The organism is Stenotrophomonas maltophilia group sp. SKK55 (assembly GCF_057179845.1).
Genome location: NZ_JBXUHP010000013.1, coordinates 1 through 21,846, shown reverse-complemented (window position 1 = coordinate 21,846; position 21,846 = coordinate 1). Strand labels below are relative to the sequence as shown.

General features: G+C 59.5%; 17 protein-coding genes and 1 pseudogene. 6 read left to right on the top strand and 12 right to left on the bottom strand.

Annotated elements, in window-relative coordinates:
* Nucleotides 1–14: 14 nt before the first annotated feature.
* The 6 genes from AC2A1N_RS07610 to AC2A1N_RS07585 all read right to left on the bottom strand — a co-directional run bounded on the left by AC2A1N_RS07610 (nt 15) and on the right by AC2A1N_RS07585 (nt 6,742).
* Complete coding sequence (locus AC2A1N_RS07610; protein WP_242889677.1) at nt 15–347, bottom strand: hypothetical protein; 333 nt, start codon at nt 345–347, stop codon at nt 15–17.
* A gap of 192 nt (nt 348–539) precedes the next feature.
* The gene (locus tag AC2A1N_RS07605) at nt 540–1,226 is read right to left on the bottom strand and encodes a L,D-transpeptidase family protein (protein ID WP_484371927.1); all 687 of its coding nucleotides are present in this window, start codon (nt 1,224–1,226) and stop codon (nt 540–542) included.
* Between the two features lie 156 nt (nt 1,227–1,382).
* The gene (locus tag AC2A1N_RS07600; protein WP_005420910.1) at nt 1,383–1,655 is read right to left on the bottom strand and encodes a hypothetical protein; all 273 of its coding nucleotides are present in this window, start codon (nt 1,653–1,655) and stop codon (nt 1,383–1,385) included.
* 212 nt (nt 1,656–1,867) lie between these two features.
* Nucleotides 1,868–2,809 (bottom strand): DUF2268 domain-containing putative Zn-dependent protease, encoded by a 942-nt coding sequence (locus AC2A1N_RS07595; RefSeq protein WP_242889856.1) that lies wholly within the window; start codon nt 2,807–2,809, stop codon nt 1,868–1,870.
* Nucleotides 2,810–3,104: 295 nt separating this feature from the next.
* Nucleotides 3,105–4,904, bottom strand: a complete 1,800-nt coding sequence (locus AC2A1N_RS07590) for a UvrD-helicase domain-containing protein (protein ID WP_005420906.1) — start codon at nt 4,902–4,904, stop codon at nt 3,105–3,107.
* Nucleotides 4,901–6,742 (bottom strand): ATP-dependent nuclease, encoded by a 1,842-nt coding sequence (locus AC2A1N_RS07585; protein WP_005420904.1) that lies wholly within the window; start codon nt 6,740–6,742, stop codon nt 4,901–4,903. The genes AC2A1N_RS07590 and AC2A1N_RS07585 overlap by 4 nt, the downstream gene beginning before the upstream one ends.
* A gap of 592 nt (nt 6,743–7,334) precedes the next feature.
* On the opposite strand from AC2A1N_RS07585, the pseudogene AC2A1N_RS07580 reads away from it, so the two are divergent.
* A pseudogene (locus tag AC2A1N_RS07580) lies at nt 7,335–7,976 on the top strand (IS3 family transposase); the annotation flags it as partial.
* A gap of 62 nt (nt 7,977–8,038) precedes the next feature.
* Here the strand turns inward: AC2A1N_RS07580 and AC2A1N_RS07575 are convergent.
* From AC2A1N_RS07575 to AC2A1N_RS07550, 6 genes are all read right to left on the bottom strand, one after another.
* A complete protein-coding gene (locus AC2A1N_RS07575) occupies nt 8,039–9,325 on the bottom strand; it encodes a TniQ family protein (RefSeq protein ID WP_072167341.1) in 1,287 nt (428 codons plus the stop codon).
* A gap of 22 nt (nt 9,326–9,347) precedes the next feature.
* On the bottom strand, nt 9,348–10,370 hold the full coding sequence (locus tag AC2A1N_RS07570) for a P-loop NTPase family protein (protein ID WP_227832894.1): 1,023 nt from the start codon (nt 10,368–10,370) through the stop codon (nt 9,348–9,350).
* Between the two features lie 55 nt (nt 10,371–10,425).
* Entirely contained in the window at nt 10,426–12,819 is a 2,394-nt protein-coding gene (locus AC2A1N_RS07565) for a transposase (RefSeq protein ID WP_032954698.1), read from the bottom strand.
* A gap of 210 nt (nt 12,820–13,029) precedes the next feature.
* Nucleotides 13,030–13,338, bottom strand: a complete 309-nt coding sequence (locus AC2A1N_RS07560) for a hypothetical protein (RefSeq protein WP_005420891.1) — start codon at nt 13,336–13,338, stop codon at nt 13,030–13,032.
* 1,065 nt (nt 13,339–14,403) lie between these two features.
* Nucleotides 14,404–14,859, bottom strand: coding sequence for a hypothetical protein (locus tag AC2A1N_RS07555; protein WP_005420886.1), 456 nt, complete (start codon nt 14,857–14,859; stop codon nt 14,404–14,406).
* A gap of 37 nt (nt 14,860–14,896) precedes the next feature.
* Complete coding sequence (locus AC2A1N_RS07550) at nt 14,897–15,367, bottom strand: NIF family HAD-type phosphatase (RefSeq protein ID WP_005420884.1); 471 nt, start codon at nt 15,365–15,367, stop codon at nt 14,897–14,899.
* Nucleotides 15,368–15,806: 439 nt separating this feature from the next.
* Here AC2A1N_RS07550 and AC2A1N_RS07545 point away from each other — a divergent pair, with 439 nt between their 5' ends.
* The 5 genes from AC2A1N_RS07545 (at nt 15,807) to AC2A1N_RS07525 (ending at nt 21,637) form a co-directional block, all read left to right on the top strand.
* The gene (locus AC2A1N_RS07545; RefSeq protein WP_134970384.1) at nt 15,807–16,175 is read left to right on the top strand and encodes a helix-turn-helix domain-containing protein; all 369 of its coding nucleotides are present in this window, start codon (nt 15,807–15,809) and stop codon (nt 16,173–16,175) included.
* A gap of 223 nt (nt 16,176–16,398) precedes the next feature.
* On the top strand, nt 16,399–16,668 hold the full coding sequence (locus AC2A1N_RS07540; RefSeq protein ID WP_134970386.1) for a hypothetical protein: 270 nt from the start codon (nt 16,399–16,401) through the stop codon (nt 16,666–16,668).
* A 264-nt stretch (nt 16,669–16,932) separates the two neighbouring features.
* Complete coding sequence (locus AC2A1N_RS07535) at nt 16,933–18,645, top strand: SIR2 family protein (protein ID WP_005420879.1); 1,713 nt, start codon at nt 16,933–16,935, stop codon at nt 18,643–18,645.
* Complete coding sequence (locus AC2A1N_RS07530; RefSeq protein WP_005420877.1) at nt 18,642–19,214, top strand: hypothetical protein; 573 nt, start codon at nt 18,642–18,644, stop codon at nt 19,212–19,214. The genes AC2A1N_RS07535 and AC2A1N_RS07530 overlap by 4 nt, the downstream gene beginning before the upstream one ends.
* On the top strand, nt 19,211–21,637 hold the full coding sequence (locus AC2A1N_RS07525) for an AAA family ATPase (protein WP_484371921.1): 2,427 nt from the start codon (nt 19,211–19,213) through the stop codon (nt 21,635–21,637). Before AC2A1N_RS07530 ends, AC2A1N_RS07525 begins: the two co-directional genes overlap by 4 nt.
* Nucleotides 21,638–21,846: the final 209 nt, after the last annotated feature.

The following is a 21,846-nucleotide window of genomic DNA, read 5'->3' as shown; positions in this document are numbered from 1 at the left end:
GATGTGAGGCACGCTCACCCGAGCAGCCTCTTCACCCTTGAAGCTGCAAGGCGGATGATCACCACATAGGCAAGCAACATGCCGGTACCGATGCCCATTACTTCGATTTCCCAGTTGCGGCGGTAGGGAGAAGGGCCCATGAAGGCCCACGCCAGAAGCACCGCCGCAATCAGCAAGGCGCTGCGGTTGGCGTTCGAAATGAGTTCATCTTCTGTCGCGCACCCCATGTTCGGATCCCAGGAACCGAGCAGCCATCCAAGGCCACGCAGGTACTCACGTCCCACGAAGAACAGGAAGACGAATACGCCACCCATCGTGCTCAGCAAAAACTGGAAGAGTGGGTCCACCGGCGGCCTCATGGACGAGGCAGACATTGCCTCGCAGGATCGTCGCAGGATGCCAGCGCGCCGCGCCTCGGGGGGCACCAGGTCTCATAGGCAGGCGGCTTTCCACGAGCAGACCGTGCATCGCGGCCGCCCCGGCGGCCGGGCAAGGCCCAGGCATGTGCCCACAACGCCCAGGGCGGACGCACAAACGCACTACTCGCCAGCGTGCTGTGCGGTCTTCTTTTCGTCGCCATCTGCGGCGGCACGGCTCTGCGCGAATTCCGGGAACGTCTTCGCGATCGAATCCTTGTCCGGCAGGATGTAGAACACGCCGCCCTTCTCGAACGTGGAGTGCACGATCTGCTCGTAAAACGCGGGTGAGACGTTGATGCAGCCGTGGGTGACGCGGTTGTCGTCTGGCGTGGGCGATGCCAGTCGTTCGGCACGCTTTTCCTTCGGGCTGCCCGGCGGCAGTGGATGCATCGACACGGCGGAATCGTAGTCCACCCACAGCACACGCCCGGCATCGTCGGAGGGGCCATAGGCACCAATGAAGCGGCCCGCCGGCGTGGTGCGGTCGTGGCCGGGAATCGCGCTCAGGGCGAGCTTGGCGACGCCGGGTGCAGAATGATCGCCGATGGCCGAACCGAACAGCGCCGGCGCGGCGCCGCGCAGCTTGCCGTCGCCGCCGAAGACCAGAACCTGCGCGGCCGCCTTGTCCATGATCGCGAACGGATAGCCCTGGTTGTCCTTGCTGGCGACCACCCAGCCGGCCAGCGCGATCACTGTTTCGGAGACGCTCTGGTCGGGCGGAAGTTCATCAACGGCGGCCGCCGGTGGTGCGGGTGCGTCCTTGTCCCTGGCGTTGGCTACGCCGCTGCATGCAACGGCCAGTGCCATGGCCAGAGCGGCATGGAGGGCGCGGCGTGCAGGCGAGGAGGAGGTACGAATGGGAAGGCTCCTGGCAATGCAATCCTGGTGGAAGGAGGCCAGTGGCCGGCGAGGGCCACTGGTTCCCGATACAGAGGTGGATCAATTCAAACGGTGAGGGAGCGATCAGCCGCGCGGCTTGCGCCCGACGGGTGCCCTTTCAAGCTGCTGCACGCGGCCTTCGATCTGATCCAGGCGCTGATTGGCCTGCTGTGCCGACTGGTTGGCGGACTCGGCACTCTGTGCAGCGCCCTGCACCTTTACATCGAGCTGATCGAGGCGCGAGTTGATGGTTGCGAACTCGTCCTTGTAGGTGGCACAAGCGCCAAGGCTCACGGTGGCGATGAGCGCCACAGCAAGTGCGCGGGCCGTCTTCATGTGTTGCGGGTTCAGGTTCATTGCACTCCCTCCTTCGTCTGGGGAAGCTGGAATATAGCGGCGTTTGTTCCCCACGCTGACAAGCGCTTTCAGCTGAAGTTGGAAGACGTGGAAGGGTTGTGAAATATGTTCATCAGCAAAGCTTAACGAGTGAGATCAGGCGAGCTGATGTGCACAGAGGCGATGGCCTTGCAGTTGCTTGAATCGCCCAATTCATCAGCCTGAAGACGGCCTCATTCCTGCCCGTTTTCCACTGGCCCACACGCCGGGCGCCATTCACTTGCGGCAAACAGTGCCGGCGCACTTTCCGGACGCACCGCCAGCAGCGTGGCGACGGCACTGGCTTTGTCATCGGCGCGGGCAACGTAGTCAGCGGCAATGCGGTAGCCGATCCAGTAGCCAAGATCGCCGCGGCGCGTTTCGTCGCCGGCGCCGTTGTAGAGCCATTGCGACAGATCAGTACCAGCGCTGTCCCGGGCGAACTGGCGTTCCAGGGCGCATTCGCGGCCCTGCGTCCAACGACGCAGATGCGCGTTGGCCGGTTGCCCCGAGATCAGTTCGCCCACGTACTCGGCGCCGCCTTCAAGCAACGTCTGATAGAGCAGGGTGGGCTGCGCGACATCGACGCTCGCACCGGGCTGCTGCACGTGCACGTACTCATGGGCGATCAGGTGCACGAAACGGTCGCCCACATCGGGCTGCATCCAGTCGGCGTTGCACAGTGCCTCCAGTCCGATCACCACGCCGTCGGGCGTGGTGACACCCCCGCTGTTGCCCCGACCCACCAGCACGGTGACCGGCGGAAAACGTGCGGAGGGAAGCAGAGTGCCCAACCGATCGAGTGCCTTGGCAACCCGCTCGCGGATCTCCGGCAGCGCCGTCGCACAGGTACGTGCTTTGGCAAACAGCGCAGGTCTGCGCTGGATCGCATCTGCAAGACGATCCATCGAGCCGATACGGCTGTCAGTGAAGCTGCGTAGTGCATCCGTACCCGCATGCAGATAGCCGCGCTGCAGATCGTCGGCATTCGGCTTCCCTCCGCTTGCATCCAGCACGCTGAAGAAGCGCGTGACATCGTCGGTCTGAATCACGATGCGCCCGGAAGGGCGGGTACGCTCGGCTGCGTTGGCTACCTGCAGCATCATCGGCAGGGCGAAGAGCAGCAAAGCCCGCACTGTGCGCCGGGCATGAAGCGGAAACAGCAGTGACGCGACTGATGCGTAGACGGGCAACCAAAGGTTTGTCGCCATCCGCAACCATAGGTTGAGCCAATTTCCTGCTTCCATTGGCGCAACTATGGTTGTCAAGCACTCATAGTCTCCCCCGCTGACCGGCAGGAACCCAGTTCCATCGAGGGAAGCGTATTCAGGTCCGATCTAGCGGAAAACCTATGCTTGCTCCCATTCAGCTTCATTCCCTGCGTTGACGTTGATTCCAGTGCCGCGTTGGGTTCCTGTCCAATACGCCCATTCAGAGGGAACCGTTGTCATGTCCGGCCGTTGGGGTTGCAGCCGTAGCGGTTGCGTCCTTGAAGCCCTTTGCTTGGAGATCGGCACGAAGGCTCTTCAAAGCTGTTGCAGGGACAGCCAACCACAGCAGATCCCTTGCCCGGGTCACAGCCACGTACCCGATTCGCCCGTCCTCGGTGGAACCTCCGCCTAGCAGTGCAGATACATGCGGTTTCGTTGCCATGTAGAGGACGGCATCCAGGCTTTCGCCTTTGACCTGGTGCACGGTACTGATTTTGACCCGCAAGGGCTGATCGGCACCTAGGTCAGGCGGGCTCATTAGCGGTGAGCCGGGCAAACTCCTCTTCGAGAGCCGAGCACCGAGCGTGGACGATGTGTGGTTGAGACCGTGGGCTGTGCTCAGATTGGTCATCAGGACCCTTATACGTTGCAACAGTGCCGGCTGCCAATCGCTAACAGCGGGCAGCGCCGCGCTGGGCAGGCCCGAGACCGGATCTCGCGTAAAAGCCCAAATGACACGACGAAGTGCTCGTTCCTCTGGGTACCTGGCAGGCTGAGTCAGGCGAGCAACGATGCCCTTGGGCGCGTTGTCGGTCAAACCCATGATGGCAGTTGCCACGAGTCTGAATGCTGTTGAGTAGTCGGAGTGGATATCGCGCGCCATCGCTGCCTGGGCAAGGATCTTGGTCGTTCCCACGCCAGGCGCACCCTCATGCCCAGCCAGCTCGTTGGCCCACTTGCGTGCGCGGCAGAGCACGGCGGAGCGTGCTGGGTCCAACCCAGCGGAGACCAGTGTTGCCTGGAAGGCCGCCATGACCTTCTTCGTATCGGCAGTCGTGTACGGAACGAAGTAGGCCCCGTGGAGCGTAGGTGGCGCTGTCCTATCCGGATCGTCCGTACGTGCCGAGATTGCGTTGGCGAGATCGAGTATGGCCGGCACGGACCGATAGTTCCGCGTCAGGGCGGCCGCAGAAACACCGGGTTTGCTGTGGTAGCTGGACAGGAACGAGCCGGTCGCGCCCATGAACTCGTAGATGCCTTGATTGGGATCCCCAATAAGGGAAATCTGAGAGCCTGCTTGGCTGAGCCTCTCAATGATCACCTGGTGCAGAATGCCGATATCCTGGGCTTCATCAATGAGGATGTGGGGATAGCGACGCGCAAGGACTCGGAGGATCTCGGGTTGTTCGCGGAGGGTAAGGTCGACCCAGTAGCGCGCCAGCTCGTGGGTGTAAGCCCCCAGTTTTCCCAATGCTGCGGCAACCTTTGGGCCATTGTTGATCCTCGCCAGCATGCCGGAGTTCTGATAGAAGAAGCCCGTTGCAGCTCCAGAAGGGCCTATGACAACGCGATGGATATGCCCTTGGGGCACTGGGTAGCTATCGGTTCTCGGCGATTCCACCCAGAAGCGATAGTCCTTACCTAGAAGGAATGACTCGCTCCCTGATAGCAAGAACGGGGTCGTGGTACACCCCATCGTCCGATGGGCGTGGGGTCGCAGAATATTTGTCGTAATGAACCCGTCCAATGTGTCGATCTCGACACGCTGGTGGGACGGGATCTTGAGCGATCCCATTGCGAGTGCCTGGTACTCGCGCCTGAAGGTCTCCACGGCGATGTTCGAGAAGGACAGGAGCGCAACCCGGCCCCGGTGATCACCGAGGCATTGACGTATGTGGGCCAGCCTACGTACAGCCGTGAAGGTCTTCCCACTTCCCGCGCAAGCAATGACCGACATCGGATGCAATGGTGCCGTGATGATCTCACCCTGTTCAACTGAAGGAGTAGTATCCGTGCTCATTCGTCTTCAGCCTTCTTCGGGCCAGGCTGACAAGCGTGCTCGACTGCAGCCTGGATATACTCCGGAACAGTGAATTCTTCCTTTTTCGCCTTGGCGATCAGGTACGCCAAAGCTTGTGCAAAGCGCCCCTTCTGGACGTTTCCGTTCTTCCTCTCGAACATCCCGCTGAACAGTACGCGAGCCTTCTCTGCATCTCCCGTAGCGGCGTCTACCTTCTTCTCCAGGTTCGCAGAAATCTTCGGGTGTAGCTCCTTAAGCGCCGCAAGCATGATCTTGCGATTGCTGGCGTACAAGGCCAAGTCATACTCAAGCGTCTTCAGCCCATGGAAGATCTTGAGATATGAATCCGCGAACCTGAGCATATTCAAGGTGTTGGCGGACACCTGCACCTTGTCGCCGATCGAAGGGTAGACAGGGGCCGCCTTCTTCTTTCCACTTGAGGTCCCATCTTCCGGCGCATGGTCGTCTGCTTCTGCGCTGCCATCGCCCTTTTCCTCTTCCTCTTCATCCTCTTCACTCGGACCTGTTGGGTCCGCATCCGTAAGTACGGAGACAGGAATCTTCAGCGCCTTCTCGCCGAACAGTGGAATGAATGAGTCGAAGTTGAGACCTTCAACGCTGATGAGGCTTACCCCATGCTTACGTAGATCGTGACCGCACTTCTCGGCGAGCACACTGACAAGGACCAATTCCGCAGCACCCTCGACCAGGATTGCGCGGCGCGCAAAGAAAAGCTCAGCCCGAGTGACGTCCAAATAGCGCTCAAGCTTCTCACGCTTTCCGACAGAAAACTTGATGTCTCGGGGAAAGAAAGTCTCCACCTTGATTCCGGTGTCAACAAGACAGGTGAGACTGTCGAGGTTGGCGATGCTGGCAAAGTTGGGTGAGTGGCTGGTAACGAACAGCTGGACAGGCTTCTCTTTGTCCACTGCCTTGATGGTCTCAAAGTATCCCAGGAGCACAGCCTGCAATTGGGGATGCAGATGTGCCTCGGGCTCCTCAATGATCAGGCCTCGATAGCTAGCTTGCGGGTTCTTGGTCAGCTCGCTGAGAACGACCGCCATGAAGATCAGATTGTTGAATCCGAGCCCATTTTGCTCAAGCTCGAACAGATCTACGGTAAGAGAGAGACGCGAAGCCAGGCGTTGGAAATCGCTGACGCTAACCCCCAGCTCGAGCAGCTGGGACAGCTGTGGCCCCAACATCTCGGAGTGGCGAGTCGTTATCGCCTTATGGGTGCTCACAATCGGCGCTTTCGTCTTGAGCTCATCATCCAGCAGCTTCAGTGCCTTATTGATCTCGATCTTGCCATCGTCATCAACGAGCAGCTGAAACAGTCGGGACAGCTGGCTTGTGCGGCCGGGCCTAAGAGCCTGAGAAGCATCGCGCAGGGGCTGTAGATAGACGCCACGAAGGTTTTCCATCATGTCCGCTGTCAAGCCGACATCATCATGGTCTCCGCACCAGCGCTTCGCTCTAAGTCGCCCCGTCTTATCCGCCTCGGAGAAGCTGATGGTGATATGCGCCTCCATCTGCCCGTCCTTGGCAGGCTTCAGGGCAGTCATGAAGTCAGCTTCATCATCGGGGCTCAACCCTCGGAAGATGTACTTGAACACGATGTTGCCGCTAGGCGATCCTGTCTTCGGCCGATGAATATCGTCTGAGTCCAACCGCGGGTAAGGTTCATCGTGCCCGGCAAGGAGAGACCTCAGCGCATCGACAATGGCGGTCTTGCCCGCGTTATTCGCACCAACCAGGACGTTCAGTCCACTTTGGAAGTGCAGTACAGCGTTGTTGATCTTGCGAAAGTTCGAGATAGACAGCTCTGCCAAATACACCCTGATGTCTCCTTGTGCTCATGGCGGCGTAGCCGCCTCCTGTCCCAAACTGCAGCACGACGATGGCCGGCTGACAGCCCCTATCTACCTGGGCAGATTCTACTCAATTCAGGGAAATTGGACGTTCCGGCAACCCTCGTACGCCCATCGCCTTTTGGTTCCCCGGTCCCTCAGGCAAGTAAGGGGCGACGTCGGATCCATCCCCCAGCGAAGGCAGGGGGTACCACTGGTAGCAGTGCCTTTCAGCGCACCGACGCGCGATGAAGTGGCAGGCCCTATTCGGTCAATGCGGTGATTGCGCTTGTACATGGTGGCGGAGTTTGATTGGCGAAGGCCCTCATGAAGGACAACAGTTTGTTATCGCAATTCGTAACACTGATGTCCCCGGATCGCCAATTCTTTCGGGAACGACCTGGCGTAGCCTTCTCTTCCAGCAGCGCTGTCCATCTGCTGCCTTGAGTCAATCAACTTCTCATATCTGGAAACTGGGCTGTAGCCACCAATCCGAATTTGCAGTGTTCTCGGAATTTCAAAGCCTGTCATTCAGGGCCCGCTCTCATGGCTGACGGATGCGCGCCTTGTCGCCGCCGTCAGCAACGCTGGCCGGGTAGCGCGCCGGATGGCCGCCGACGGCCTGCAGGGTTGGCCACACCGCAAGCGTCGCGGGCGGCACGCAACTCCGGCCAGGACACCGCCGGGGGGGGTCAATCTGCTTGAACGCGATTTTCTCGCGCTGGAGCCGGAAACCAAGTGGGGGACAGATATTACCGAGATCGAGACCCAGCAGGGCAAGCTGTATCTGGGGATCGTGCTGGATCTGTACGACCAGCGCATCATGGGCTCGTCAATACACGATCGACAGGATCGCCAGATGGTGACCCGGGCTGTGCAGATAGCGGTGCGGCAGCGTCAAGGAAGCGATGAGGTAATCCTGCATTCGGATCGAGGCAGCCAGTTCCGCAGCCGCGACTACCAGGGGCATCTAGCGGCTAACGGGTTGATCTGCTCGATGAGCGCTGTGGGTCATTGTGGCGACAACGCGACCTGCGAAGCCCTCTTTGGGCCACTCAAGCGTGAGCGGATCTATCGAACGAACTGCGCCACAAAGTATGCAGCACGAGCGGATGCGTTTGACTACATAGAGCGACGCCATAACCCAAGGATGCGACGAAGGGTCGCCAGGCAGGACCAGAAGGTTGCAGCTCTTTTAGAACCGTCCGTGATATCGGGGTAGAACCCCGCGGTTGAACAACCCGCTCGGCTGCGCAGGGAAGTGATGTCTTCTTCTGGCCTTCTTCAGCGGCACGGGAAGGGATCACCGGAAGCTCGGAAGGCCGGAGAGCGCATGGCCTTTGTAATAACAACTGCGGTCCGGGCGCACTCTCTAGCGATCTCTGCCGAAATGGCGAATCTCTTCAGAACTTCACTTGCTACGCCCCGCTCGCGCATGCCGCTTTTAAGCAGGGTCATGGACAGGGCCATAATTCTGCTCGCCATGTTCCGACCCGCAAGAAGGTCCTGGCCAGGCTGCCTCTGAAGATCTAGGTAGACGCTGAATGACGGCGCACGGTGGATAGAACTTTTTCGTTTAGAAACCAACAATAGGCTAAGGAACTGCTGGCTAGGGAACACACGCGTATTGGCCTTGCAGAGCGCGTGGAGCACGACTTCGAATTTCCTCGCCTGAGCCCCCCAGTCCTCTAGATCAAACGCGATCTCACCGTCCACCTCATGGCCTGGAAACAATGAAGTCGATGAGGCCGGAACTGGTTCGGTCAAAATTCCGATAATGTCAACAGATTTGATGGCGGATAGGTTGAGTAGCGTTCTGAAAGTGGTGGTAGTTCGTCTGAAGCGAATTGCATCCCTCCAGAACCTGTTATGAACGATCTTCAGCCTATCCAATGTCCCATCTTGAAGGAGCCCATCAAAGAAACGTTGATAGTTCTCCGCAGGAATAACCACATCAGGGTTGGTTGCGGTCCAGCGTACGACGTCCTCGATCGAGGCGTTGGCCCAGGACTGAAGTGCGCTCGGCCTCTCGTGCGTGGTTGCGCGCGCTAGGCTGCAACCGCAATAGGCGCACGAGGCCGCGTTGCCCCTTCGCAACTGTTGACTGTTGCCGCATTCTTGGCAGCGATCAATGATTCTGACTGAGTGCAAGGAGCAATGCGAGTAGTGAAGGAAGTTCCAGATGAGCCTCTCACTTAGACCGTTACTCTCGCCAGCCTCCAGCAGGCACTCAGGACACCAGCGGCGATTGATGCCAGCAAGGCCGCCATCCCGCATCTGCAGGACATTAATGAAAGGCGAGAGCGTGCAGCCGACCAGGCGTTGGTTAGTCAGCTGCTCTAGCGCGCGCGCGCGGTTAAGGCTCACCTGCCCTGGTCCCACGAAGCTATTTCGCTCACTCAGTCCATTTCTTGGCTGACCCGCAACTTTGTCAAGCACTCCTGCGAGGTGTGTCTTTGTAAACCCGGTCGTTTCGCACATCCTCTGGAAGTACCCTCCAAGTGACTCAGTCTGGGCGGTGGCTCCGTCGATCGGTGCAATTGGCGGCAGTGCTGTCCACCGATACCGCATGTGTGCCGTAGTCATTTTCGCTCTACTCCCCCGTACCCATGCGCTTCAGGAAGTCAGCAATTCTTTTCTCACCATTCAAGGGCCTCTGATCCGCAAGCTTGTTGAAGGCCAGCACGCTGCTCCACACGGTTCCAAGCTCCTTCTCGCTTGAGGAGCTGGCGTGCAAGTGCGCTTCAGTGATGCTGTTCGCTCCCTCATTCTTTCGGCGGAGCTCAGCCCTATGGACGACGTCGATAGTGGGACCGAACACGCCAGCACCATTGGCGTACATCAAATCAGTATTCTTAACGAGGAGCTTGGGATCGGACAGGTTGAAGCTCTGCCCGATACCCTTCAGCACTGCAACGAAATCCCGCTCGTCTTGGGAATTCTTCAGGTTATACGGCCGGATGTAGACGAACCGGGATCGATTCCAGACGTCGGGGTGTCCCGCCCACAAACTCTCCGCAGTGTGGGTAGCCAGCATCACTATGACGCAGCCGATTTCTTCAATCAGTCGCACAAGGTTCGACATGTACCCATAGCTGGTTTGATGAAGATGCACCATCGTCAAGGTTGCCGCTTCTTCCAGGAAGATGTACTTAAGTTGACGTTGTTTCGCCACAGATTCGAAGCTGTGCTGCAATCTCGGCTGCGACTGCGTTGCCCTCACTCTCTTCCACAGCTGATTGTTTACCTCTGCCTCCGCCTGGACATGGTGCGCATCAGTACTGACCGATCGGTCCTTGTTCTCCAGCCAGCCGAAGTCGGGTTCCACCACGGCGTGATGGAGGCGCAGCGTGAGATCCTTGGAGTTGAACTTTCCCCGATCATTGGCCATTGCACGCACCGATATCAAAGGAAGCGTGCCAGCTGGCCAGAGGCTCTGCTTCCCGGCAAGGACGGGAAGAATAGCTTTTCTGATCTCACTCTTGCCCGAGCCAGAAGGAGCCAATGCCCAGACGAACGTACCTGGGCGCGCACCTTGGATGGCATTCAAGAGTTCGGAGTAAGCCGTCCTCATGCGGCTATGATTCACAAAAGGAATTCCAGAGTTGCTGTCCACTATCGGTTCCTGTGAATTTGAATGACTGGCGCGGGCTTGCCCCCGATTACACAAGCTACGGCGACTCAATGTCGTCAAAGTCATCCATGGCTCGCTTCTTGATTCCGCGCAGAGCGATCTCGTCAAGAGCGTCATTTGATTGCGAAGGGAGGCTACTGGAGTCCGCCTCCCCCGGCTTGGGATGAGCCGCGGTGTTGGGCTTCGCGTTCGCGGCTGCCGTACGCATCGCCTGAGCGTGCCTTGCGGTCTGCTTTGCTTCGCGGAGCGATGGCGCGTAGAGCTGGTCATACATACCCCTGAACGACCGCTCAATCAGGGTGGAATTGGCTAGAGGCCCGATCAAGTTGCAGAACGCCTTGAACAGTCCACGATTCGTCCTAACCCAGATGAAGCTCGGGTCCTCCGGATCTGTTCGAAGCTGCTCAACATCGAATGACGCGTCGAGCTCCCTCAGTTCATTGGAGTGAAAATACCGACCATTCACCTCGAACCCTCGTCCGGGTACATACTTGTTATTGCTGTGCGGGATCGCGGTTCTGAAGAGGAATTCTTCGTCAACCAACGCGTGCAGGCCGGCACTAGGAAAGAGAAGATCTGCGTGGGCTGCACGTTCAGCCGGACTTGCGAAGCCTTGTACAGGAACGCTCGGGAAGTGCTCATAGAGCGTTTCCTTGGCCACCGTATGAACGGTTTCAAAGCAGTGCCTGGCAGTGTTGTAGCTCTTGAACTTCCCGTCCACGCCCCGACCCGCCTTGTCGGGATCGGTGCTGCCGACAAGCTCATGGCTGACTTGGGAATTGAACCTTTTAAAGTATCGCTCTACGTTCGAGTTGAACCTCGAACCTGCCGTTGGGCAGATATGGATTGAGAACTGATATCGCAAAGCCAGAGCTATGAGAAAGTGCGACTGATTCTCCGTTCCCCGATCGACAAAGATGCTGTTGAACAGTCGTCCATGTCTGCGGACGTAGTTCCGTATCAGGATGGCCAAACCATCGCGCCGTGCTGGCCCGAAGACAACGGAATGCGCCATTGGCAAATCAGTCGCCTCATCTGTTCCTAGATAAATCAGAGGGGACTCTGCGCTTGCACTCATTCCATCGTCGCGCACCACCCTGACGTCAACTTTGGTACTGTCGACGTGCAGGACTGCATGTTTAGCTAAGGCTGTACCCGACCGGTCGCGCGCGTCCGAGCGCGGCCGTTGCTTTTGGTAGCCACGCATTCCCTGCGTTGCAAGGACCTTACGCAGCTCCAGGCGCGGATCAGCGAGCCTGCGTTCGAAGGCCTGGCGGCTCTGTGGCGACTCGCCGTCAGATTCACAGGCCTCCTTGAGCGCAGCGTATGCGTCCTTCTTCTGTGAATACTTGCCTGCGGCGTATGCGCGAATTGCCTCAGCCGTCCGCTTCTCCTGAACGGGGGTAAGCCGGCTCATTCGGTTGCCGCTTGCATGAAATCTGGTAAGGCACTGCTCAAGTTCGTTTTCACCTCTGCTTCGCGCCTCGGCTACATTCCGCGCTACCCCACGCAGGTGTTTGGGGACGGCTGTACCCTTCGCATGCGCGGATTGAATCAATGCCAGCCGCTTTTCGGCGTGGGTGGCGTCGACTAGCGTCGCCGTTGCGAACGCAGAGTTCAGTTGATTGCGAGAGTGCCTGGCAACCTCAAAGAAGTTGCTTCCTATCTCAATAGCCTGAGCCTGACTCAAGGTTAAAAAGAAGTTGCTCGTGTCCGTGAGCGGAACATGCTCAACTGGACCGAAGGCCCAGCGGGTTCCAAGCAAAAGCGCCGCCTGGCTCAGGTTGAATCCCTCGATAGTCTCAATCATCCAATCGAGGCTCTTGGGGCCGTCGGCGAGATGCGCATGGATGCGCCTGCCCAAGACTTGAGCCGCGTCGGCAGGTACCATGCGCACTTCGTTATAGATGACCTGCAGGTTCCGAAGTGGCGTGTCGACGCGGGACGGACTGAGCCACAGGACGTGCTCCATGCCGCGCTGCCTTGCCCAAGGACCATAGGCAAGGTTCTGAAGATTTCCATCGACATCAATCCATTCACCGGACTTTGCCGTAAGCAAGCTGTCACGAGCGGAGGCGGCCTTGCATTCGACCAGCTCAACGCGACGGGTGCGGACGACCAGAAAATCCAAGGTGCCGCTCCTTACATGACTGCCAAGTCTCACTCCCTTACAGGCGACCTGCGGGAAGTAGCCAAGCACATCCGGATCCAGCTCCAGAGTCAGCGCGAACAGATGTTCAACGGTATGACTCTCCAGCGTGATCAGCTGGCCACATTTCACTGAGTTGAAGTGGGTCACAACGTTGTTCAGCGCACCCTTTCCTGGCTTCCGCGCTGGACTCGAGCTAGCCATCTCAAGGATGTGCTCTCGCTGTTCGACAGTTAGGCCCTCATGCTCCCGCAGACGCTCGGCCAGTTCTTCTTGATTCATGGAGCCCTGCCTATCTACTGGGAGGCGGGCAGCCGCCTCCCTCCCGGAATGCCTAGGGGTTGATTCTTATCGGGGTAAGGGGGTAGATTCGGCATAGCGGTACTCATCGCTGCGCCTCAAACAGACCCCGGCCTGCCAGCCGGGGTTTGTCTTTTCTACCCCAGAGAGTGTTCTTAGCTCACCTGGAGGTCCTCCATGGGAAGATTGGGATCATTGAGTGGCCTGCGGATTGCTGACGGTCTCCGCGCTGCGCGCTGCGGTGAACAGCCATTGCGCGAGATCTCTGGAGCGGATCATGCGGCCCTTCCTCCCAGGGATGGTTGAGGTCGCTACACCCAGTCGGTTGTCATATGCCGCACGCCTGGCCGCGCCGATGCTGTTGTAGCCAAGCAGCATCCAGACTTCTGAGAGCCGGACATAGAGCCCGTACTCCTCCGCCACCTGCTCGGCGAGCTGGTCAGGAGTCGTTGCGCGAAGTGCGAGCGTTTGTATCGACAAGGGCACCATGTAGGCGAGCATCACTCACTCTCCTTCATATTGCAAACAGAGAGCACATTCTCATATTTGTGGTGTACAAATTATCTGATTACGTATCAGATAATCTGATATGCATACCGCTACAGCGGTTGCCATGTCAGAAAACGCAGCACGAGATGCAGTTCGTGGATTGCGATAGGATGGGCATGCTGCTGGCCGTTGAATGGGATGACGGCGCGTTGGTAGGTGTGGGGTTTTGGCACACGACGATGTGCTTCTAAGAGAAGTCGATTGGTAGATGAGCACATGATGAGCATCCCTACAGATCAGCTCAGTCGCGAAGAGCTTTCAGGCTCGGCATTAAGAGCCTTCTTCAAACTCGCTGCGAGGTGGGATCTGTCGGGACTCCAGCAGAGAACGTTGCTTGGAGGTCCCCCTGATGCTTCTTACGAGGCATGGGTGCGAGGCGATTACGAGCATATCGATGACGACATATTGATACGGATTAGCTATCTACTTGGCATCTACAAAGCTCTTCATATCCTTCTGCCGGACTCCATTCAGGCGGATGGCTGGATAAGGCGGCCGAACATGGCACCCATGTTTGCTGGGAACACCGTACTGGAGTTTCTTTGCCGCGGAGGCTTGAGCGAACTTAGGGATGTGCGATCTTACTTGGACGGGCAGGACGCCATCAGCTAGACAACGGGTGCCATTCACCTTGGGCCGCGTAACAAGTCGATGAGGTTGACCGGGTTTATGCAGACCTGGACCCATCAGTCTCCGTCGTATGAGATCACGGGGGATGAATAAGAGTCGCTGTTCTTGCAATGGACCTGGATTCAACTAAGGGGAAGCTTAGACATTCACCCTACGATTGTCCTCGATGTACGCGTCGCAGAAACTTGGCTGAGCCTCTGTCCCGGCGGTTGGCGGCTGCTGCATCGTCATCAGGTGAGCATAGCCATGGATTGCTGGAGGCCTGCAAGCCGCCAGACTGTAGGCTTCCGCGTATTCGCTCTCAACTAGTTCCGCACTGCCAGACTCAGTTTCAATTGAAGGATGTCGGGTAGACGCTAGCGTTGAGTCATCTCGGTAAGGCCACTCTCAGACATCCTCTTCGAACTCGCAGTGCACTGCATACAACACGCGGGCTGGGTCTACACTCAGCATCGCGGCCGGTGCCGCGCCCAAAAGCAACGCGTGCGGCGACAAGAACCACTCGGCCTCGCCCCAACCGGTACTGCGACGCAGACCATCCGGCTCACGCTGGAAAGGACCAAAGTCCCGCAACACTGCTAGGATCTCGACTAATCGCTCAAAGGGCTGGCCATCTGGGCGGAACTGCCAGGTCGGGTAGCGGTAGCTGCCGACGGGTTGCGTGACATACACGCCCAGCAGCTTCCCCTGACGTCGCAACTCGCTTGCACTGTGGCAGCCGCTGCCGAGCTTCAAGTCTAGCCCGGCATTGACCTGTGCTGCACTGAACCACTGTGAGGCGAGACTTTCGCGCCGTGCTGCGGCGGAATCTAGGATCTCTCGTGGGGGCGCGAAGCGAGTCATGCGAGCCTGAGCTGAACCAAAGATGGATTGCGCATGGCTACGCGTCTCCGCTCCGGGCTAGGGGGCGCAAGTCAGCGTCTGCATTACGGGTGCGATCAAGCAAACGGTGGAGTACCAGGTTGAGGCCATCATCGTCTGATGAATAGGGAGAACCGAACAACGGGACCTGGACCCAAAGGTGCTCCTGCCCAGGATGGACATAAGGGCCGTGATCATCGAGTAGTATTGCCTCGCCCAGATTTGGCGAGGCGAGACGTAGGTCTTTCGTCTTTCCCGACCACCTGATGTAGGGCAGCTCCACGAACCAGGCCGGGGTACTGCCTTCGCGAGCCAACAGCGCGGCGATGCTGCGAAAGCGATCTTCGGGAACTGTTGTGAACATCGTCAGCTGATCAAACAGCGCCTGGACTTCCTCAAGGAACCGGTAGAGTCCGGGCCTGGGAATCTGGCTGATTGCGTTTGAGATGAGCGTTCCCTCAAGGTCAAGTGCCAAGATCGTCGGCTTCATATGCTGCCTCTATTGTTGGTGCGAGCGCCCAACCTTGCTCTCCTGGCTGATCGCTGTCTATCGTGTGAGCCTACTCGTAGGCACGGGAGTGCGTCTCCCGGCGCGAGCTTGGCGCGCACAGCGAACAGGTGTATCGCAGGAGCCACAAGTTTGCGGGCATCGTTGCTATTCTCATCCAGTCGTCGACATTGCTAAGTTCTGCCTGCGGCCGTGGCGCAGTTCCGAGCGGTTCGCGCAAGGTAGCTGCAGCTGACTGACGACGATCAGTTGCTCCAGAATGCCAACGACGAACATCTTTGTTGGTCCGGCCGCGGCAATGATATATCCCAGCAATTGAGCGCAGTCTGGTGCCAGTTGTGCGCATGATACCTGCAGGTATGTAGGATCTGTTTATATAGGCTTCTATTCTGCGGGAGATTTCGCGTCATTACGATGAGTTATGGAAGTGCCAGAGTTGCGCGCTTTTCCGCGCACAACGGGAGAAGACACCCCTAATGAGCACATTTGCGCGCAAATGAGTCACATGCCAATCCAGTCCCCTGAGGAAATTGCCGAGGCCCTAGGAAAGCGGATCAGGGCGCGCCGCCTTCTGGCCAATGTGTCGCAAGCAGCGTTGTCCGACAAAGCAGGGATCTCTCGCAGGGCATTGGTGCAACTGGAGAGCGGGCAAGGATCAACTGTCCACACGCTGATCTCAACCCTTAAAGCGTTGGGCTTGGAGCAACAGCTGAGTTTTCTCGTCCCTGTCCCAACCGTTAGCCCAATGGCCATGCTGAAGGCTAAACGGCTACGCAGGCGAGCGTCCTAGAGTCAGGAGAGGCACCTGGTAGCCTCCCATGACGCGAGCGTAGCCGTCTCTTGCCCACGTCCAATTCGGCAGAGGCTCAAACTTCTCGCGAAGGTGTTTTGGGCTTTAGTGCATAGCTATTCGATAGCCTACAGTAGTTGGGGGTACAGAGGGCCTGCATGTGGTGGCGGGTGTCTCCTCCCGGTATCGTTGTTAGCAACGTCACATCCGCAAGGTACGGCCTATGCCGCGTCAGCCAACCATTTCGTACAACACTAGCCTCGGAGCTGATGGAAAACCAAAGGCAATTACAGCTGATTACTACTTGGCCACGACTCAGGATGTGATGCAGTTCTATTGCTTCGATGAGCCGGCAGAACAAGGCAGCGAGGGCAAGTGGCAGCTCATCGATCAGTTGGATCGAACGCGTCTACTCGGCGCCGGCGACAAGGCGACGGCCAAGACTTGGGCTAAGCGCCTGGGCCTCAAGTCCTGGACCTATGTCCGCGTCTGACCTCATAGGCGGGCCCCCTGAGTAGTCGTCTCGCCATGGCGGCATCCGACCTAAGCAGACATTCCTCCCACGCCGGCTTTGTAGCCTTAGTTCCGAAGTAAGGCTAGGAGATTGGGGGGGCAATGCGGGCCACCATGACTGGTTTATAGTCAGCTGCCGGAGTAAGTTGGGGGGGCACCATGCTGGTCAGGCGGTTCGGCAGGCACGTTGGTGTGGGGGGGCGGTGCGGATGACACGTTGTACTCAGGGGAAGCATCGATAGTCATGGCGGCCAATCTTGATGCCAGTACGATATCCGTTAGGCAGACGCTCGCGCTGCTCGATGGTCCGTTCCTAACAGTCGCGAATGGCATAGCCGAAAGCCGGTACGCGTTCTGGCTCGGATCAGGCATCTCCTTCGGTCGCGTGGAAGGCCTGCGACAAGTGATTCCCCGCGTCCTGGAGTTTCTCCGCGCGCGGAGCGATCCGACACGGGACGACTGTCGCTTCAGGATCGCGATCGACAACGCGCTTGACTTGGCTCCGCTCTCCGCGGACGAGCGCGCCCGCGTCGATTTCACCGTTGCGTTTGCTGACTGGCCCGATGCCAACGCTATCACCGACAGGCTTATCAACAACTATGCGCGCCTGCTGGACGTGCAGGTGGCGGACGAAGCCGAGGACTACCTGCTCTGGGACGGCGTCGACGTCGCCGCGACGTACGCCAATCCGGCGACGGAACCGGACGTGGAGCATCTGTGCGTGGCCTTGCTGGTGCTGGAAGGCGCGGTGACGGAACTCGCGACGGCCAACTGGGATGGACTCATCGAAAAGGCGGCCGACGAACTGACGGGCGGCCAACCGTGCCTCGTCGTCTGTGTCCGCCGCGAGAACCTGCAGGAGCCCGCGCAGAGGGCATGGCTCTACAAGTTCCATGGCTGCGCGCCGCTGGCAGTTCAGGACGAGGCACACTATCGACCATTCCTGATTGGCCGCGCCTCCCAGATCAATGGGTGGGCCGCGCACGCGGAGCACCATGCGCTCGTGAACAAGCTGGTCGGCATCATCATCAGCAAGCCTACGCTGATGATGGGGTTGTCCGCACAGGACGCGAACATCCAGGCGTTGTTTGCTGCCGCACAAAACCACTCCCCGTGGGCGTGGCCTGGCGATCGGCCTAGCATCGTCTTTTCGGGAGATCGGGTTGGCGCGGACCAGCATGGCATGCTGCAAAACGTCTACCGGGCGAGCCTCAATCCCGGCAATCGGCAGCAGGTCACCGACGGTGCGCTGATCCGGGCCTATGCCAATCCGTTGCTCGTTGCGCTGGTGCTTCACGTGTTGTCGGCGAAGCTGTGCAAGCTAGTGGAAATCGCGCCCACCGCGTTGAGCGGTGCCGATCGTGCCGAGCTTTGTGCCGGGATCGTGCAATTGCGCAATCTCGTAGCCGATGAAGCAAACGGCGACAGGCTGGGGTTTGTCAGGGCTTTTGTGGATGGCTCGAGCCGGTTAATCAGTCTCTATCGCGATGGCAACGTGGGGAACACGCCGCGGGTGTATCACCCGTTGACCGATGTTCCTCTGCACCGCATCGATGGCAACGCCGCGATCCCGGCGTCGGGTCTACGCGAACTCGCCGTTGCGATTGGTATCCTCGGCATGGGTGTGCGCGACGGCCACTGGGCCTTGGGCGGCACCGACGTCGATGACCCCGGTTCGGGCGTTCTTGCAATCGAATCGGCGCTGGGCGCCACCAACGTATTGTTTGCGGCGAACAGCCATGTCGCGCTGAAGCTCCAGCACAACGGGCACGTCGCGGCCGACGCGATCCTGCTGCATGGCGCCGAGATCGCCGCGGTGATGCCGCGTTCACCACGTGCAGCACCGGGCCGAACGGGCAAGCGCGCGCCGCGCGAAGTCAGCGTGGCCGATCTGCTGGTGGAGGCGGCGGACTCCGGCGACCTTATGCAACGATTCCGTGAGGCAGTTGTGATATGACCGCGACCACGCCAGTGGAACGCATCAGCGACATCCTCGAGGCGGCCGGGTATCGACGGCTGTCGGGTCCCCTGAAGATGGCGGGACTGGGGTTCGACTTCCCCGCGGTTTTCGTCGGCGCCGACAGATCCGCCGATCTGATCCTCGTCGCGGACACGGCGTTCGAGGCTGCCGCGCGCATCCAGCGCAAGGTCGAGGGCGTCGGCAGGGCGCTCGACGTGCTGCGATCCAAACGGCCGGTCACGGTCGTGCTTGCCGGTCCAAGGCCGGAAGCCGAGGTGATCGACGCGATGACCAAGGTCGGGCGGGTGCTGCCCGTTGGCACGCAAGTCGACCAGGATCCGGCCGTCGCGTTGAGGAACTGGCTGGCGGTCCTGCTGCCGCTCACGCTGCCCCAGCCGAGCCAGGATGTAGTCGATCCGCTGGCTTCCGTGCAAGCGGTGTCCAGTGATATCGACGCGCAGATTCGCGGATTGATCGACGTGGCTGCGCAGGGTGCGGACGCGGTGCAGACGAAGCTGCACGACATCCTCAAGAAGACTCTCGGTGAAGGGGACGGAGCACTATGACCCGACTCACGTCGATCAGCGTGACGGACTTCCGCAGCATCCGCGGCTCCCTCAGCGTGCCGCTCGATGCGCCCGTGGTGCTGATACATGGCCAGAACGGCGCGGGGAAAACCAGCCTGCTTTCGGCGATCGAACTGGGCTTGACCGGAGAAGTGCCATCTCTGGCTCGGGTCGATCCGGAATACATCGGGCATATGGTGCACAAGGAGGCCACAGAAAGCCGCATCCAGCTCAATGTCGATGGACTGGCGCTATCTCGCGCAAATGCCGACTTGCGGGTGTCCCGCACGGCAATCGCCGGAGCTCCGTTGTTGGGCGGGACGATGTCTCGTTTCTACAGCGAACGCTGCTTCCTGGCGCAGGCGACGCTGGGGCGCCTGTTGGAGCTCTATGAAGACAAGGATGCCCGCAAATCCGATTCGAGGCTGACCAAGTTCGTCAAGGATCTGCTAGGTCTGGATCATCTGGACGCATTGATCGACGGCTTGCACGATGCCGGCGACGTGCGCCGCCTGCGTACGACGGTGCCCGCGTTCTGGGAAGCCAGGGAGAACATCCCGGCGCTTTCCAGAGACTTGGAACGCCTGCAGCTTGACCTCGCCGCGATTGCGCATGCCGAGTCGACGGCGATGGCGACGGTCGCCGAAGCGCTGGGCTTGCTCGCGATCGAGCCCGGAGACCTGACCGACTTCGCTGTGCTCAGGAAGCGTCTCGGTGGCACGTCCGAAGAGGGGGAGCTGCAACGCCTGGCGGGATTGCGTCGTAGCCTCGGAGCCGTCGAGCAGCAATGGACCGCCATGGCGGACGGCACGGTTCATGCGCGAGGCGAGGCAGAAGTCAGGGCTGCGGACGCGGCTTCCGCATTCGAAGCATGGGAGATTGAAGACGGACAGCGGCTGGAGCAGACGATCGGGAAGGCCGCCGCGCTATTTCCTGACCGGCAACTCGGCGCCGAAAGCGGGCCTGCGGCCCAACATGAGGCGGTGGCGCGCAGCATCGAAGCCGAGCGTGGACGCCTTGCGGCGTTGCTGGCGCGGTCCGCCGCCGATGACGCCAAGCTCGCCGGCCTCGATCAGGAGATCGAACGCGCGCAAGCCCGCAGCGCCGTCCTGGAACAGCAGATTGCCGAACACACACAGAATGCCGGTCAGCTCGCCAAGGCTCTGAGCGAGATCCTGCCGCACGTGCACTCGAACGACTGCCCCGTATGCGCGCGGGACTTCGCCGAAGTGTCGGCGGTCGACCTGCGCGCGCACCTGACCGAGCGCGTCAGCGAGCTCAGTGGGCATGCCAGCCACCTGCAGGCGCTTTCCCGCGAGCGCGCCCAAACCATTGCGGCCTTGACTGAGGCTCAGCGGCAGCGTGAGACGCTATCGAGCCAGCGACTGGATTCGACTGTGCGCGACAATGCGAAAACACGGTTGGCGCAGCTGACGGAACTCTCCCAGGTGCTCGCGGGATTGAAGGAAATCGCGCACACAGGACAAAGGTTGACCGAGGAAAACGTCGCCGCGAACCGTGACCTTGTCGCCCTGCAATCGCGTGATTTCCAAGGCGAGTCGATACGCGAAACTCTAGGTGGTCTGGCGCAGACCTTGGCCACGGCGGGTCCAGGGGACAACGAGGGTGTGGTCGAAGCGGTTGGGCGCTTGGCCGCGGACATCGCGGCACGAAACGTTGAACTGGAGAAACGCTTGCAGGCACGGCGCAATGCGATCTCGCAGCTGCGGGAACTCGAGTCGCTGCGTGGGCGCCACGATTCCTTGAGGAACGACATCCGGACTCTCGAAGGTCGGATCGGCGACCTGACGACGAAGAAAGACAAGGCAGAGAAGCAGATATTGGACGCACGGGAGCTCGCGAAGCGGGCGCGTGACACGCGGACGGACATTGTCCGCAGGGTCTTCAATGATTCGCTGAATTCGATTTGGCGAGACCTGTTCGTGCGCCTTGCGCCGGAAGAACCGTTTGTTCCTGCGTTCGCGCTGCCGAGCAACCCCACTGGTGCCGTGGAGGCGGTGCTTGAGACGCTGTATCGATCAGGCGGAAAGGGCGGCAACCCCCGTGCCATGCTGAGCGCAGGAAACCTGAATACCGCCGCGTTGACTCTATTTCTATCCCTGCACCTATCCGTCGAACCGCTATTGCCGTGGCTCGTGATCGACGATCCGGTGCAAAGCATGGACGAAGTGCATATTGCCCAGTTCGCCGCGCTGCTCAGAACGCTGTCGAAGGAGCATGGCCGCCAAGTCATCATCGCCGTGCACGAGAAGCAATTGTTCGACTACCTTGCCTTGGAGCTCGCGCCGGCGTTCCAGTCCGACCGCCTCATTACGATCGAGCTGAGCAGGGGCGCCGACGGGGCGACGCTGATGGACTACAACCCGGTCGTCTGGCATCAAGATACGGCGATTGCTGCCTAATAGGCAGTTAGTGAGGATCTTCTGAAACGCATGGTCTCCCTTCCACTGAATGACGGGGTAGATATGGCCGGGTATGAGCACGAGTCTGGGCTAAGGAAAAATGTCCGCTCCTGGCCGATAGCGGACATAGGCCCCGCGGCGAATGTCCACCTCTTCTTTGGCGATTCGGTCAGAGCTCAATTCAATCTGATCAACTGCCTACCAGCTTG